This is a genomic window from Bradyrhizobium sp. AZCC 1578 (genome assembly GCF_036924675.1).
GTDB lineage: Bacteria > Pseudomonadota > Alphaproteobacteria > Rhizobiales > Xanthobacteraceae > Bradyrhizobium.
The window spans coordinates 3,067,510-3,082,371 of the sequence record NZ_JAZHRZ010000001.1; the positions used below are offsets into that span (position 1 = coordinate 3,067,510).

Here is a 14,862-nt window from a genome sequence, read left to right on the forward strand (position 1 = left end):
GTTAAGCCAATGTCTACTTCCAATGCTACTTCTTCCAAAGCTACGTCTACTTCCACCATCTCCACTTCTTCGCTTCCCGTTGCCTCCCTCGGCGCGCCGCGCATCGGTCCGCGCCGCGAGCTGAAATTCGCTTTGGAAAGTTTCTGGTCGGGCGCAACCGACGAGAAGGCGCTGATCGAAACCGGCGTGGGGCTTCGTGCCGCCAACTGGGCGCGCCAGAAAAAACTCGGCGTTAGCGTGATCCCGTCGAACGATTTCTCGTTCTACGACCACGTGCTCGACACATCAGTGATGGTCGGCGCAATCCCGGAGATCTATCGCTGGAACGGCGGGCCGGTCTCGCTTGCGACTTACTTCGCGATGGCCCGCGGCGCGCAAGGCAAGCCGCATGAGGCGAGTTGCGGGCATGCCGGTCACGGACATGACGATGCGCACGGCGTGCCGGCGCTCGAGATGACAAAATGGTTCGATACCAACTACCACTACATGGTGCCCGAACTGACGAAGGATCAGAAATTTATCCTCGCCTCGCGCAAGCCGATCGAGGAATACGAGGAAGCCAAGGCGCTGGGCTATCAAACCCGCCCCGTGCTGGTCGGCCCCGTCACGTTTCTCAAACTCGCCAAGAGCAAGGATGCCGGCTTCAATCCGCTGTCCCTGCTTGATCGCTTGCTGCCGGTTTACATCGAGGTGCTGCGCGAACTTGCCTACCGGGGCGCGGAATGGGTGCAGATCGACGAGCCGTGTCTCGTGCTCGATCTCGATATCGTCGCCCAGCAGGCGTTGCATCATGCCTATGCGGAGATCGCGAGCGGCGTGCCGCAGCTCAAGATCATGCTGACGACCTATTTCGGCGCACTCGGCGCCAACCGCGACACCGCGATATCCCTGCCCGTCGCCGGCCTGCATCTCGACCTCGTGCGCGCGCCGGAGCAGATCGACGACCTCGCCGGAGTTCCTGATAACCGCGTGCTGTCGCTCGGAATCATCGATGGCCGTAACATCTGGCGCGCGGATTTGAGCCGGCTTCTCGACCGGCTCGAGCCCGCAATCGCCAAACTCGGCAAGCATCGTGTGCAGATCGCCCCCTCCTGCTCGCTGCTGCACGTCCCGATCGATCTGGCGCTGGAGACCGGGCTCGATCCCGAAATCAAGAGCTGGCTCGCGTTTTCGGTGCAGAAGCTCGAGGAACTGGCTACGCTCGGAACAGTGCTGGCCAGTGGGCGCGCAGCGGTCGAGGCCACGCTGAAAGCCTCGGACCAGGCGGCGACCTCCCGCAAGGTCTCGCCGCGCATTCACGATGCGAAGGTAACGGCACGCGTTGCCGGCATCAATGAACCGATGCGCTTCCGCTCCAGCATCTTCGCTGAACGCGCCACCGTTCAGCGCGAGCGCTTCAATCTGCCGGCGTTCCCGACCACCACCATCGGCTCGTTCCCGCAAACCGCCGACGTCAGGAATGCTCGCTCCGCTCACGCCAGGGGTGCCCTCACGGACGAAGCCTATAAGCTCTATCTGCAGAATCAGACCGCCCGCGCCGTGCGCTGGCAGGAAAATATCGGGCTCGACGTTCTCGTGCATGGCGAGTTCGAGCGCAACGACATGGTGCAGTATTTCGGCGAACAGCTCGCAGGCTTTGCCTTCACTACGCACGGCTGGGTGCAATCCTACGGATCGCGCTACGTTCGCCCGCCTGTGCTATTCGGCGACGTCTCGCGCCCAAAGCCGATGACGGTCGAGTGGTGGCAATATGCCCAGTCGCTGACGAAAAAGCCGATGAAGGCGATGCTCACGGGGCCCGTCACCATTCTGAACTGGTCGTTTGTCCGCGACGACATTCCGCGCAGCGAAGCCTGCCGGCAGATCGCGCTCGCGATCCGCGACGAGGTCGCCGATCTCGAAGCCGCCGGCGCTGGCATGATCCAGATCGACGAGGCTGCGCTGCGGGAGGGCCTGCCGCTGCGCAAGTCCGAATGGAAGGTTTATCTCGACTGGGCCGTCGACGCCTTCCGCCTCTGTTCGTCCGGCGTGCGCGACGAAACGCAGATCCACACCCACATGTGCTACTCGGAGTTCAACGACATTATCGGCGCGATCGGCGCGATGGACGCCGACGTGATCTCGATCGAGACCTCGCGCTCGAAGATGGAACTGCTCGATGCATTCAGGGATTACCGCTATCCGAACGAAATCGGCCCCGGCGTCTACGACATCCATTCGCCGCGCGTCCCCGAGATCGGCGAGATGACCGGCCTGCTGAAGCTGGCGCGAGAGCGGCTCCAGGATACCCAGATCTGGATCAATCCGGATTGCGGATTGAAGACCCGCAAATGGGAGGAGGTCCGACCCGCGCTCGCCAACATGGTTGCCGCGGCACGCGAATTGCGGGCGATGGCGTAACCTGCCCGCCCCGTCTCTCATCAAGGCAAATCAAGGAGGACGTCATGCGCTTCTGGATCGAATGTACGCGATTTGAGACGGGGCAATCTACCCACATCAACATTGCCCTCGTCGGCAGCATGTGGCGCGACGGCGAGCGCACGGTGCTCGCCTTTGTCGGCGGCGATGGGCAAAAGGTCGAAGTGGTCGAGACGCCGGAACACATTCTGGCCGTACACCTCGGGGCGCCGGCCGCGGCGCCATGAAGGTTCGAAGTCAATCCCGGTCTGCACCAGATGCTATTGGCCCGCGTCTATTCGCGACAAAGGGGCCGATCACAAGCACAAAAAAACGCGGCGTCACCGCCGCGTTTTCGTCGTTCAGAACTGACCGCCGCTTACGCCTGGGGCTGCGGCTCCAGACCCGGGTCCGGATCGGGACGCGGGCGCGGCTTGCCGGCCGGGGGTACGGCAGAAGCGCGCGGCGCGCTCGGCTCCAAGACCGATTCGCGGTTGGGCTTCTTGCCCTTCAACAGATCGATGATCTCGTCGCCGCTCAGCGTCTCGAATTCGAGCAGGCCCTTGGCCAGTGTCTCGAGATCCTCGCGCTTCTCGGTGAGGATCTTGGTGGCCTCGTTGTAGCCTTCCTCGACCAGCCGCTTGATCTCCTTGTCGATCTTCTGGACGGTCGCTTCCGAGGCGTTCTGCGTGCGCGACACCGACATGCCCAAAAACACCTCGTCCTGGTTTTCGCCGTAGGACACGGTGCCGAGCTCTTCCGACAGGCCCCAGCGCGTCACCATCATGCGCGCCAGCCGCGTCGCCTGCTCGATGTCGGAGGCCGCGCCCGAGGTGACCTTCTCGCGACCGAAGATCAGTTCTTCCGCGACGCGGCCGCCCATCATGATGGCGAGGCGCGAGGTCATCTGCTCGAGCGACATCGACAGCTTGTCGCGCTCGGGAAGCTGCATCACCATGCCCAGCGCGCGGCCGCGCGGGATGATCGTCGCCTTGTGGATCGGATCGGTCGCGACGACGTTCAGGCCGACGATGGCGTGGCCGCCCTCGTGATAGGCCGTCAAGAGCTTCTCTTCCTCGGTCATGACGAGCGACTTGCGCTCGGCACCCATCATCACCTTGTCCTTGGCCTCTTCGAACTCGGCCTGCGTCACCATACGCTTGTTGCGGCGGGCAGCCGTCAGCGCCGCCTCGTTGACGAGGTTCATCAAGTCGGCGCCGGAGAAGCCCGGGGTGCCGCGCGCGATGGTCTTGAGGTTGATATCGGGCGCCAGCGGCACCTTGCGAACGTGAACTTTCAGGATCTGCTCGCGACCGACGACGTCCGGGTTCGGCACCACAACCTGGCGGTCGAAACGGCCGGGACGCAGCAGCGCGGGATCCAGCACGTCAGGCCGGTTGGTCGCGGCGATCAGGATCACGCCTTCATTGGCTTCAAAACCGTCCATCTCGACCAGCAACTGGTTGAGCGTCTGTTCGCGCTCGTCATTGCCGCCGCCGAGGCCCGCGCCGCGATGACGGCCGACCGCGTCGATTTCATCGATGAAGATGATGCAGGGTGCATTCTTCTTGGCCTGCTCGAACATGTCACGGACACGAGAGGCGCCGACGCCGACGAACATTTCGACGAAGTCAGAACCGGAAATGGTGAAGAACGGCACGTTGGCTTCGCCCGCGACCGCCCGCGCGATGAGCGTCTTGCCGGTGCCGGGAGGACCGACCAGCAGCACGCCGCGCGGAATCCGTCCGCCGAGGCGCTGGAATTTTCCGGGGTCGCGCAGGAATTCGACGATCTCCTGCAGGTCCTGCTTGGCTTCGTCGACACCCGCGACATCTTCGAAAGTGACGCGGCCATGGGCCTCCGTCAGCATCTTGGCGCGCGACTTGCCAAAGCCCATCGCCTTGCCGGCGCCGCCCTGCATCTGGCGGGACAGGAAGATCCAGACGCCGATCAGCGCGATGAAGGGCAGCCACGAAACGAGCAGCGACACGAACCAGGGCACGTTGTCGCCGGGCGGCTTGGCGGTGATCGAGACCTTGCCGTCATAGAGACGCTTCACCAGCGTCGGATCATTCGGTGCATAGGTCTGGAACGAGGAGCCGTTGGTAAAGGTGCCGTGGATTTCCGGCCCCTGGATCACGACGTCGCGCACGCGGTTCTGATCGACCTCGCTCAACAACTGCGAAAACGTGATGTCCTGCGAGGACGTACGCTGACCCGGATTCTGGAAAAGCGTGAACAATGCCAACAGCAGCAAGACAATGATGACCCAGAGGGCGAAGTTGCGCAGATTGGCGTTCATTGATCTTCCTTCGTGGTCGCGCGGATCGCGGCCCTATGTCCTTGGTAGTAACCCTAGAATATTCCTTGGGTAGTGAGGCGAGAATCCCCGGTCCACTGCACCCAATCTAGGTGGCGCCCGGGTCAATGCCAAGGGAACCACACGGGACTATTTAACGCATCTTAACGCGATTCCCGGTCAAAAAATGGCGCAAAAGGCCAGTGTTTTTCCGGGGTGGTTAAGGCTCTCCGTCCCGACATTGCGGATATATTGGGAGATAGGAACGCTTCTCACGCCCGGCTACCCCGCGGCGGCGCTGCATCGACATAAATTCGGCCTCCGGTAAGGCTGATCGCGGCCCCGGCAAGCGTCTGCTTCAGTCTTGATTGCTTTTGGCCGTTCGCAATGGCGTTGTCCAGCACTGCCAGCAGCGCCTCGACCTTGCCGAGTTCCGCAGGTCCTTCGTGACCGGCCCGGTCAATCGCGCGCTTGAGCAGCCGAAGCCGGATTTCCTCGGGCAGACCGGCAAACGCCTGGGCATCGAACCCGAAGCGCGTGGCATCATCGCGATCTCTCACCGCGAGATAGCGCTCGGCGCCGTCGGCCAGCACTTCAATCGCGGCATTCGCCCGCGCCAGCCTTGATGCCAGCCGCGCCAGATTTCGGCTGTCACCGCCCTCCTCTGCCAAAGCCGGCATCAATGCACGCAGCCGCGGCCGCGTGAAACTCACGTCGCGATTGGTGGGATCATCGGCAAAGGCGATCTTTGCCTTGTCCAACGTCGCAACGAGCCGGGACTTCGGGATGTCCAGCAACGGCCGCGCCAGCCACACGCCCTCTCGCTCGCTCTCGCGCGCCATCGCCGCGAGACCGGCGATGCCGCTGCCGCGCAGCATCCGCATCAGCAGTGTCTCGGCCTGGTCGTCGCGGGTATGCGCGGTCAGGATGTGCGTCGCGCCGCTCGCCCGCGCAGCTTTCGCCAGCAGGCGATAGCGCGCCTCCCGCGCTGCGGCCGGCAAGCCGGTCTTCGGCTTGGCGCCGGTCCAGCGCAGCGTGCGATGGGGCAGATCGAGCGAGCGGGCGAGACGCTTGACCTCGCGCGCCTCGCGGGCGGCCTCCGGCCGCAAGCCATGATCGACTGTGACGGCGATCAACCGCGGCCCGCGCAACAGCGCACGGCGCCAGCGAGCGGCAAGCCACATCAGGGCAAGGGAATCGGGCCCGCCGGACACCGCCAGCACGAGCGCGGGCGCGGCCTTCCAGTGCGCGAACAGCTCTTTCGCTTGCTGTACCGAGATCGGCGCGTGGTCGTCATCAGGCATGGCATCGCCAGTCTATTCGAGACCGATGGCGGCCTCGACCGGCTTATGCTTTAGCACTTAACCCGCTTTTGCTCACGATCGACGGCGGCTTTGACGCCGGCAGATGCGCGCGGATATTTCCGCGTCACCTCGCCGAGCGCTGCGCAGGCGGCTTCCTTTTCCTTCAGCGCCGCCAGCGACTGCCCGAGCCGCAAGAGCGCGTCCGGCGCCTTGCCTGATTTGTCGAACTTGGTGGTCACGCCGAGGAACGCTTCGGCGGCGTCGCGATATTGCTGGCGCTGGAAATAGCTTTCGCCGAGCCAGTATTGCGCATCCCCAATCAGCGGATCGCTCGGATATTTCTGCGCAAAGTTCTTCATGGTCTCTTCGGCCAGCGCATAATCCTTGCGCTGCATGTAGCCGATGCCGAGATCGAACTCGTCCTTCGACGTGGCCGAGGGCGGCAACGGGGTCAGCGCGGCGCTGGCGCCGGGCCCCGGGCCGCGCGGCGGCGGTGCGGCTGCAGCGGGGGGCGGCAAGGCGCCACCGGGATCGCGCGGACCGCCCAGATTGAGCGGCTCACCGGGTCCGCGTCCGCCCGGCGCGCCGACCGAAGCTTCATTTCCGATCGGCAATTGGCCGCCGCCGAGTGCACGCGGCGCACCGGGAGCGTTGGGATTCTGGCTGGGGTCGAACGCGTCGCCGCGGCGGCGGCCGCCGACCGCCGGGGCTGCCGGCTCCTGCACGATGGGCGCCGGCGAGGCGATCTGCGGTTGCCGGTCATAGCCGGGTTGGGCCTGCGGATAGCCCTGCGGCTGACGAGCCCCCTGCTGCGGATAGGCTTGCTGGGGATAGCCCTGTTGCTGCGGCGGGCCGGGTTGAATTGGAGGCGGTGCGGCAGCCATGCTGGGCTGCGCCGCCGGAGGCTGGCCGCCCGGTGCCGGCGGCGCGGCGCCGAGCTGGCGCAGCCGCTCTTCGAGCTGGCGGTTGCGGTACTGCAGTTCCTCGTTCTGGCCGGTCAGTTGCCGGAGCTGGTTTTCCAGCCGCTGGATCCGCATCTCCAGATCGGCGTCGTCGGACTGCGCCTGGACTTGCGGGGAGCCTTGCGGAGAACGCTCCCACGGGAACGTGATCTGTGCGGCCGAGGGCTGCACAGACAAAGCCAGCATCGCGGCAATCGCCGCGGCGCCGGCAGCATTGAGGAATCTGAGTGACATTTTGCCCTGACGACGAAAATCACGTGTCAAACGAAAGCAGAACACATTGAGAGAGGGAGTACGCCAGAATTGTGACTGGCGTTTCCGAATCGGTTCGCTGCAGCCCGGTATGGTTTAGTATCCCCTTCAAGACAAGCCGCCCGACGCGGCCGACCGTTCACAAATCGAGGGAGACCCGCCGATGCACGTGTCCGTGAACGGGGTGCGGCTGTTCTTTGATGTCGAGGGCGCGAAACTCGTGCCCGACGGCCCGGTGATGCGGGAAAAACCGGTGCTGCTGATGCTTCACGGCGGTCCGGGTTTCGACCATTCGATCTACCGGCCGGCCTACTCCGCCTTGGCCGATATCGCCCAGATCGTCTACCTCGACCACCGCGGCAACGGCCGCAGCGAGGACGGCCCGCGCGAGCGCTGGACCTTGGCGCAATGGGGCGACGACGTGCACGCGTTCTGCGAGGCCCTTGGCATCGTCGATCCGATCGTCCTCGGCGCGTCGTTCGGCGGCATGGTCGCACTCGCCTATGCCACGCGCCATCCGGATCACCCGTCCAGACTGATCCTCATCAGCACCGAGGCCGCCGGTGGTTCCTATCGGGAACGGCGCGTAGCGCTGTTTGAGCGCTTCGGTGGGCCGGAAGTGGGTGCGCTGGCTCGGCGCCGGTTTCTGGAGCCTGAAGGCCCCCTGGATCAGGCAGAGCGCGACGCCTGGCTGAGGCTGGCCATGCCGGTCTATACGCGAATGCCGCGCGATCCGGACATGGCAAGGCGTGCGGTCAGCCGTCGAGAGGTGGCGCTGCACTGGTTCGCAAGACCCGACGGCGAGAGCGACAAGTTCAACCTGTTTCCGGATCTCGGTCGCATCCGCTGCCCAACACTCGTGCTCGGCGGCGAGGACGACCCGATACATCCGATCGAGAGCCAGGCGGATATCGCCGCCGCGCTGCCGCCGCATCTCGTGCAGTTCGAGCGCTTTGCCGGTTGCGGCCACGGCGTGGTCAATGATGACCCCGAACGCACGCTGGCAGTCATCCGCGATTTCATCCTGCGCCCAAAAATAAAGCCGGCGCCCGAAGGCGCCGGCTTTGAAACTCTGCGAAAGGCCTGACGGCTCAGGCGCCGGCGTTCAGCACCGTGACGGCGCGGCGGTTCTGCGACCAGCAGGAGATGTCGTTACAGACCGCCACCGGGCGCTCCTTGCCGTAGGAGATCGTGCGCATGCGGTTCGGGTCGATGCCGCGCGAGGCGAGATAGCTGCGCACCGATTGGGCGCGGCGTGCGCCGAGCGCGATGTTGTACTCGCGGGTGCCGCGCTCGTCGGCATGGCCTTCGATGGTGAAGGAGTAGCGGTTGTAGGTCTGCAGCCACTGCGCCTGCTTCTCCAGCGTGGCGATCGCCTGCGGGCTCAGATCGGTCTGGTCGCTCTCGAAGAACACGCGGTCGCCGACATTAACCACGAAGTCCTGCTGGCTACCCGGGGTTGCCGCGCTGGCCATCGCGCCATCGGCGCCGACGTTGTTCTTGGCGCAGGCGCCCATCGACAGCGCCACAGCGACCACAGCCGCCAGCTTCCATCCCTGGAGGATACGCATCTGGTATTTCATTCCGGAGCCTCCAACGCTCACGTTTTTCGACTGTTGTCTGGTCTACAGGTCGATGGTTAAGCAAACATTCCGTCAACCTTGATGGAACCTTGCCAGACCCGATCAAATGCCGACAAACCGTGAAAAGCGACTGCGATAGTTAATGGTTTGTAAATGTGGCGCGAGGGTGAAGGCAAGTGCGCAGGGGCCGAAATCACCGGATTTGCGGCGTTTGGGCCACGGTGACCCAGGAATGACAAGTCGCGGAATTCGGATAGGTCCCTAGGGGGCCGGATGGTCCGGTCCGTCGTTGTTCGGCCGGTTCAGGAAATCGGAACGATCGAGGCCTGCTCGAAAGATCTGACGACCCCGCGCGGCGTGGAATGGCGCTCACCGGCGCGCTGGAACAGCATCCGCCGCTCGACGGACGTCGAACGCATGATGGGAAAACGGGTCATGACCTTTTCCCGCACGGCCCGGTAATCGGACGCCATCAATGCCACCTTGGGCAAGAAGCCCGGAAACGAACGCGGTTCGGCGATGACCTCGGACATGAAGACCCGGCGATAGAACGCCTGGTGCTCGGCACGAACTAGCGCGAGCCCGGTATCAGCGTTGAAATGCTCGCATGCCATGTAGGCCAGCCTCACCGTCAGGTAGGGAAGGTCAGGGAACCGCCTCGCTTTTTCGGGGAGCGCAGCAAGACGAAGCGGATCGATGAGAACTTCACCTTGATCGAGGCGCGGGTGAAGAACATCGCCGAACAAGTCGGCTGAACCGGAAATCCGACATTCTGACGTCACGACGTTGAGGCGGATAGAACTACAGAGTTCTCCGTCGACATAGATTCCGAAAATCCAGGCGTTGGGCGCATCGTCGTAGTGATCGCTGACGCGCTGAGACTCTGACGGTGCGGTTACTCCGCCATGCAGATAGGCTTTGTACCGCATCAAATAGATGCAATCTTTTTCCTCGGGAGTTTCCATGAGTCGGTAATCGACTCGATCAGACAACCCTGACTCCGGCCCAAAGAGCGAAGTGCGCGGTTCGGCTCCGGCCTTCATCTGTACTCCTAACCTTCCACAACAACTTCCACGAGTGCGAAAGATTAACGGCTCCTTAACAAAATTGCAAAGGCTTAGACACGTTAGGGTTAACCTTGCAGCCCGCAAAAACCCGGAGTAGCCGTGTCGAGAGCACGAACATATTGGGACTGATTACGCTGACGCGATCGATCGCGAAGAAACAGCGATGAGCTGGTCGTCAGGCATGCGGCGACCGTGCGACGCATTGAGCAACTGCCGGACGCGCACGGCCGGGACCGGCGGGCTGAACAGATAGCCCTGCGCTTCGGTTACCGCCCCGTCGGCGCTGATCAATTCGAGTTGCTCGTTGGTCTCGATGCCCTCGACCACGACCGACATTCCAAGATCGGCTGACAGCCGCGCCACGCCGCGCAGGAGCGTCAGCGGACGGTCGCTATCGATCCCTTCCAGGAAGGAGCGGTCGATCTTCACCTTCTGCAATGGGAAGTTGTGCAGATAGCTAAGGCTCGAATAGCCGGTGCCGAAGTCGTCGAGCGAGATCCGCACGCCGAGCGAATGCAATTGCGACAGCACGTCGTGGGTCAACTGCGTGTTACGCAGCAGCGAGGATTCGGTGATTTCGATTTCGAGCCGGTTCGCCGGCAGGCCAGAGACCTCGAGTGCATAGCGGACTTCGCTGAGCACGTCGCGCTGATGGAACTGCTGCGGCGAGAAGTTGACGGCAACGCTGACGGCTTCGGGCCATTTCATGCATTCCATGCAGGCCTTGCGCAAAATCCAGCGGCCGAGATCGACGATCAGGCCCATATCCTCGGCGATTGGAATGATATCGGTCGGCGAAACCGTGCCGCGGACTGGATGATTCCAGCGTATCAGAGCCTCGCAGGTCGATATACGGCCCGACTTGAGGTTGACCAGTGGTTGGAAGAACAGCTCGAACTCCTCGTTGGCCAGCGCCTTGCGCAGGTCCAGTTCGAGGATACGGCGGGACTCGACGATTTGCGCCATCTCCTCCCGGAAGAAGCAGAAGGTGCCGCGGCCGTCGGCCTTGGCGCGATAGAGCGCCATGTCGGCATTCTTGAGCAGTGTGTCGGCGCTGACGCCGCGCGAGGTCATGGCAATGCCGACGCTGGCGCCGATCTCGACCAGATGGTTGTCGATCTTGTAGCGCTCGCTCAGGCGATCGACGATGCGCCGCGCGAGACCGGCGGCGTCGTCGGGAGACTGGATGTTCTGCTGGAACACCACGAACTCGTCGCCGCCGAAGCGCGCCACGAAATCCTCGGGCCGCAGCATCTCGCGCAGGCGAGCGGCCACCGCGCACAGCAACTGGTCGCCGCAGGGATGGCCGAGCGTGTCATTGACCTGCTTGAACTGGTCGAGGTCGACGAACAGCAGCGCTGACAATTGTTCGGCGCCCTGCTGGGCTGCCAGAAGATGTCCGATCTCGTCGCGGAAATTGACCCGGTTGGGGAGCTCGGTGAGCTCGTCGTAGCGGGCCAGATGGCTGATCTTGGCTTCGGAGTTGCGCCGCTCCGTAATGTCTTCCAGGAGCACCACCGCGCCGCCGCCGGCCATTGGCTGGAAGGTCCACGATAGCGAACGGTTTCTGGTGATGTCGGGGTCGGCGGTGATGACGTCCTTGGCCTGTGAATTCTCGATTTCGGCGAGGATCATTTGTCCACTCGCCGCCGAGATCGATCCGGCAATCACGCAGGCGGCGATGATGTCGGGCGCGCTCGCACCCTGCTGCACGAGATCTTCGGACAGATCCATCATTTCGCAGAAGCGGTGATTCATCACGGCAAGCTGTCCGTCGCCGCGGAACATGCACAGACCGTGGGGCATGTTGTTCAAGGCGGTATCGAACTGTCCGGCGAGCGCCGCCTCGCGCTCGCGCGCCAAGAGCGCCCGCAAGAATATGCCGTGCAAATTGGCCGACATCTGCATGACAACGATAAGGAATGCCGCGGTGATAACCGACATCGCGACGTAATAGGGCGTGCCACGCAGCGCCAGCGCGATCACGGTTGGACCGAAGGCAAGTACAGCCTGCAACTGGAATGTCCATTGCCGTCCATAGGCCCGGCCTGCGCCTCCCGATAAGACCCCCGTAATGACGGACAAACAGATCATATGGGCGACGGCATCGTCGCTGCTCAGCATGGTGACGGCGCCCCATATGCCGATTGCAGCGGCCTGGATAATCGCCCCGATCTGATATCGCTTTTTCCACCGCTCAGCTTCATCGGCCGTCAGGTTCGCTTTGCACGCTTGGTAGCGTTGCAAATCGAAAGCCCGGATCGCACCAGCCAACAGCAGAAGCCCGACGCACACCCAGATCAGATTTTCGCCGGTCTTCAGCGCCGTCAGGCTCGACGCGACGGCCAGGAAGAAGATGCCGACGTGCACCGGACCTTGAGTTTCGAACAGCGAATCGATCAGCGCCGCCGCAATCTTCGGCGATATCTGTCGCTGATCGGGCTCTCCGCTCTGATTTGCGAGCTGCATAGGGGGTGTACTGGCGTCCTGGTCGGATGCGTAGTTTTACCCTCTGGAGATGAAGTCTTTCTGAGGGAACATCGTTACCGAGACGTTGCCTTCGATGGACAAGCAACAAAATTGCCTGAAAAATCAGCAGGCTAGGCAATGCTTGCCGATCAATGACAGGTCGTCCGCGCGGCCCGGTTCCATTATGACAGCAGCGGAGACCACGCCGGGTCGGAGGCGAAACCGGGCGTTGGTACGCGCAATTCGTTGCGACCGGAGATATCGACCGTGTACAGCGACGGCCCGCCGCTGCCACCGGGATCGCGGAAGAACATGACGACCCGGCCATTCGGCGAAAAGGTCGGACCTTCGTTGTGGAAGCCGGAGGTAAGAATGCGTTCGCCCGAGCCGTCGGTCTTCATGATGCCGATGGCAAACGCGCCGCCGCCCTGCTTGGTGAAGGCGATGTAGTCGCCGCGCGGCGACCACACCGGCGTCGAATAGCTGCCCTCGCCAAACGAAATGCGCTGCGCCCCACCGCCGGTGGCCGGCATCACGTAGATCTGCGGCTTGCCGCCGCGATCGGATTCGAAGCAGATCCGGCTGCCGTCAGGCGAATAGGACGGCGAGGTGTCGATCGCCGGCGTATCGGTCAGACGCGTCGTCGATTTCGAACGCAAATCCATCACGAAGAGATTGGAGTTGCCGCCCTGCTGCAGGCTCATGATGATGCGCTGGCCGTCCGGCGAGAACCGCGGCGAGAACGACATGCCGGGGAAATTGCCGACGATCTCGCGCTGCCCGGTCTCGACGTTGAACAAATAGACGCGCGGATCGCCCTGGCCGAACTCCATGTAGGTGATCTCTTGCGTAGACGGCGAGAAGCGCGGCGTCAGCACCAGGTCGGAGCCCCTGGTGAGATATCGGACATTGGCGCCGTCCTGATCCATCAGTGCCAGCCGCTTGACGCGGCGCTCTTTCGATCCGGTCTCGTCGACGAAGACGACGCGGCTGTCGAAATAGCCCTTCTCGCCGGTCATGCGTTCGTAGATCTGGTCGGAGATGATGTGCGCGATCCGCCGCCAGTATTCCGGCGAGGTGAAGTATTGCTGGCCGGTGAGCTGCTGGTTGGTGTTGATGTCCCAGAGGCGAAATTCCGCTTTCAGGCGGCCATCGCCCTGCCGCGTCATCCGGCCCGTCACCAGCGCCTGCGCGTTGATCTGCTTCCAGCTCTGGAATTGCGGCGCAGTGTCGATGTTGGTGATGCGCTCGATATGAGCAGCCTGATCGATCGGCGCGAACAGCCCGCTGCGCTTGAGATTGTTGGTGATGACCTGCGCCACGCCGACGCCAACCTCGGCATCGCCGGGCGTGCCCGCCACGAAATTCGGAATCGCGATCGGCAGCGGAACGAACTCACCTTCAGGGATGGGGATCCGCTTCGGCGCCTGTGCGAAGGCATTGCGACCGCCGGCGACCGCGCCAAGCGCAGCCATTCCGGTAATGATCTGCCGGCGGTTCAGGCGGAACGGCATTTTTGGCAATCCATCTTTGTCAGTCATCGCTTCGATCTTGCTCATGTGTGATCGCCAACGGGCGAGCGCAATCAGACTTTTTCTTTGAACACCGGCGCGAAGTATTTCCATTCCTCATAAAACGCCGCCGGCAGCTTGTACGGCTGGCATTCGATGATCGCGCGTAACGCGCTCTCCTGATAGACCCGCAGGAACGGCGTCGCCGGAACGCCTTCCGGAACCGGCGCGCCCTCAAGCGTGCCGTCGCGCTTCAGACGGATAGCAAACGCGACTTCAGGCTTCTGCGATTCTATCCCGCCATAGGGCTTCTTCCAGCAGCGCTCGACCTGCCGCTGGAACATCGAACCCCAGGTTGCGGAATTATCCGCAGCTGCGCCCTTGGCCGTGCCGAGGGCCGCATTGGAATTCAACGTGTCGCCGGTCGTGGCCTGACGCGACGGATCACGCTTGTCGAGCAGGGCCGCGATCTGGTTCTGATCGAAGTGCCGTTCCACGATTCTCTGCTTCTGCGGCTCCGGCGGCTTGGCGGCCTGCACCGGCTTGGGCGGCGGCTTCTTCTCTTCCTTCTTGAGGGTGTCGCCGATCGGATCGACCTTCGGCGGATCGGGCTTTTTCTCGACCTGCTTCGGCTCTTCCTTCGGCTTCTCGACGACCTTTGGCGGATCGGGTTTCTTCTCGACCGGCTTCTCCTCGACCTTCGGCTGCGGAGGCGCCGCGGTCTCGGTCACGACAGGCGCTTTCTCGGTGACCTTGCCGACGGCGTCATCGACCGGCTTGGCTTCGGCGACCTTCTCGACCAGCGGCTTCGGGTTTTCCTTCTTGCCGGTCTTCATGCCCGCCATCACCTTGGCAAGCTGGTCGGACGAAACGACATCGACAGCCACCGACTCTTCCGGCGGCATTTCGAGCGCTTTGGTCGAGAACGACAGCATCACCCACCCCAGCACGAGGACGTGCAGGGCAACCGACGCCATCACCGTCTTGTCGACCTTGATCTTCACCTGCGCTTTTCCGC

The 14,862-nt window shown here is 63.1% G+C and carries 11 protein-coding genes; 3 read left to right on the forward strand and 8 right to left on the reverse strand.

The features are described 5' to 3' along the window. Positions 1–57: 57 nt before the first annotated feature. Both metE and V1290_RS14655 read left to right on the forward strand, forming a co-directional pair. Positions 58–2,400 carry a 5-methyltetrahydropteroyltriglutamate--homocysteine S-methyltransferase gene (metE, locus tag V1290_RS14650; RefSeq protein ID WP_334369031.1) on the forward strand — a complete coding sequence of 781 codons (2,343 nt, stop codon included), beginning with the start codon at positions 58–60 and terminating at the stop codon, positions 2,398–2,400. A gap of 44 nt (positions 2,401–2,444) precedes the next feature. Next, positions 2,445–2,645 (forward strand): hypothetical protein, encoded by a 201-nt coding sequence (locus tag V1290_RS14655; RefSeq protein WP_057847301.1) that lies wholly within the window; start codon positions 2,445–2,447, stop codon positions 2,643–2,645. A gap of 131 nt (positions 2,646–2,776) precedes the next feature. Here the strand turns inward: V1290_RS14655 and ftsH are convergent, their stop codons facing one another. The 3 genes from ftsH to ybgF form a co-directional block, all read right to left on the reverse strand. Next, positions 2,777–4,699 carry an ATP-dependent zinc metalloprotease FtsH gene (ftsH, locus tag V1290_RS14660; protein ID WP_334365067.1) on the reverse strand — a complete coding sequence of 641 codons (1,923 nt, stop codon included), beginning with the start codon at positions 4,697–4,699 and terminating at the stop codon, positions 2,777–2,779. A 269-nt stretch (positions 4,700–4,968) separates the two neighbouring features. Then, complete coding sequence (gene tilS, locus V1290_RS14665; RefSeq protein WP_334365068.1) at positions 4,969–6,000, reverse strand: tRNA lysidine(34) synthetase TilS; 1,032 nt, start codon at positions 5,998–6,000, stop codon at positions 4,969–4,971. 50 nt (positions 6,001–6,050) lie between these two features. Continuing rightward, positions 6,051–7,196 (reverse strand): tol-pal system protein YbgF, encoded by a 1,146-nt coding sequence (gene ybgF, locus V1290_RS14670; RefSeq protein WP_334365069.1) that lies wholly within the window; start codon positions 7,194–7,196, stop codon positions 6,051–6,053. A gap of 181 nt (positions 7,197–7,377) precedes the next feature. On the opposite strand from ybgF, the gene V1290_RS14675 reads away from it, so the two are divergent. Continuing rightward, positions 7,378–8,301: an alpha/beta fold hydrolase gene (locus V1290_RS14675; RefSeq protein ID WP_334365070.1), complete on the forward strand. Its 924-nt coding sequence runs from the start codon at positions 7,378–7,380 to the stop codon at positions 8,299–8,301. A gap of 4 nt (positions 8,302–8,305) precedes the next feature. On the opposite strand, the gene pal is transcribed toward V1290_RS14675, so the two are convergent. The 5 genes from pal to V1290_RS14700 all read right to left on the reverse strand — a co-directional run bounded on the left by pal (position 8,306) and on the right by V1290_RS14700 (position 14,842). Further along, complete coding sequence (gene pal, locus V1290_RS14680) at positions 8,306–8,797, reverse strand: peptidoglycan-associated lipoprotein Pal (RefSeq protein WP_057838504.1); 492 nt, start codon at positions 8,795–8,797, stop codon at positions 8,306–8,308. A 302-nt stretch (positions 8,798–9,099) separates the two neighbouring features. After that, positions 9,100–9,840: an N-acyl amino acid synthase FeeM domain-containing protein gene (locus V1290_RS14685; protein WP_334365071.1), complete on the reverse strand. Its 741-nt coding sequence runs from the start codon at positions 9,838–9,840 to the stop codon at positions 9,100–9,102. A gap of 153 nt (positions 9,841–9,993) precedes the next feature. Next, positions 9,994–12,333 (reverse strand): putative bifunctional diguanylate cyclase/phosphodiesterase, encoded by a 2,340-nt coding sequence (locus tag V1290_RS14690; RefSeq protein WP_334365072.1) that lies wholly within the window; start codon positions 12,331–12,333, stop codon positions 9,994–9,996. A gap of 182 nt (positions 12,334–12,515) precedes the next feature. Then, positions 12,516–13,847, reverse strand: a complete 1,332-nt coding sequence (gene tolB / locus V1290_RS14695) for a Tol-Pal system beta propeller repeat protein TolB (protein WP_334369033.1) — start codon at positions 13,845–13,847, stop codon at positions 12,516–12,518. Between the two features lie 71 nt (positions 13,848–13,918). Next, entirely contained in the window at positions 13,919–14,842 is a 924-nt protein-coding gene (locus V1290_RS14700; RefSeq protein ID WP_334369034.1) for a cell envelope integrity protein TolA, read from the reverse strand. Positions 14,843–14,862 lie beyond the last annotated feature (20 nt).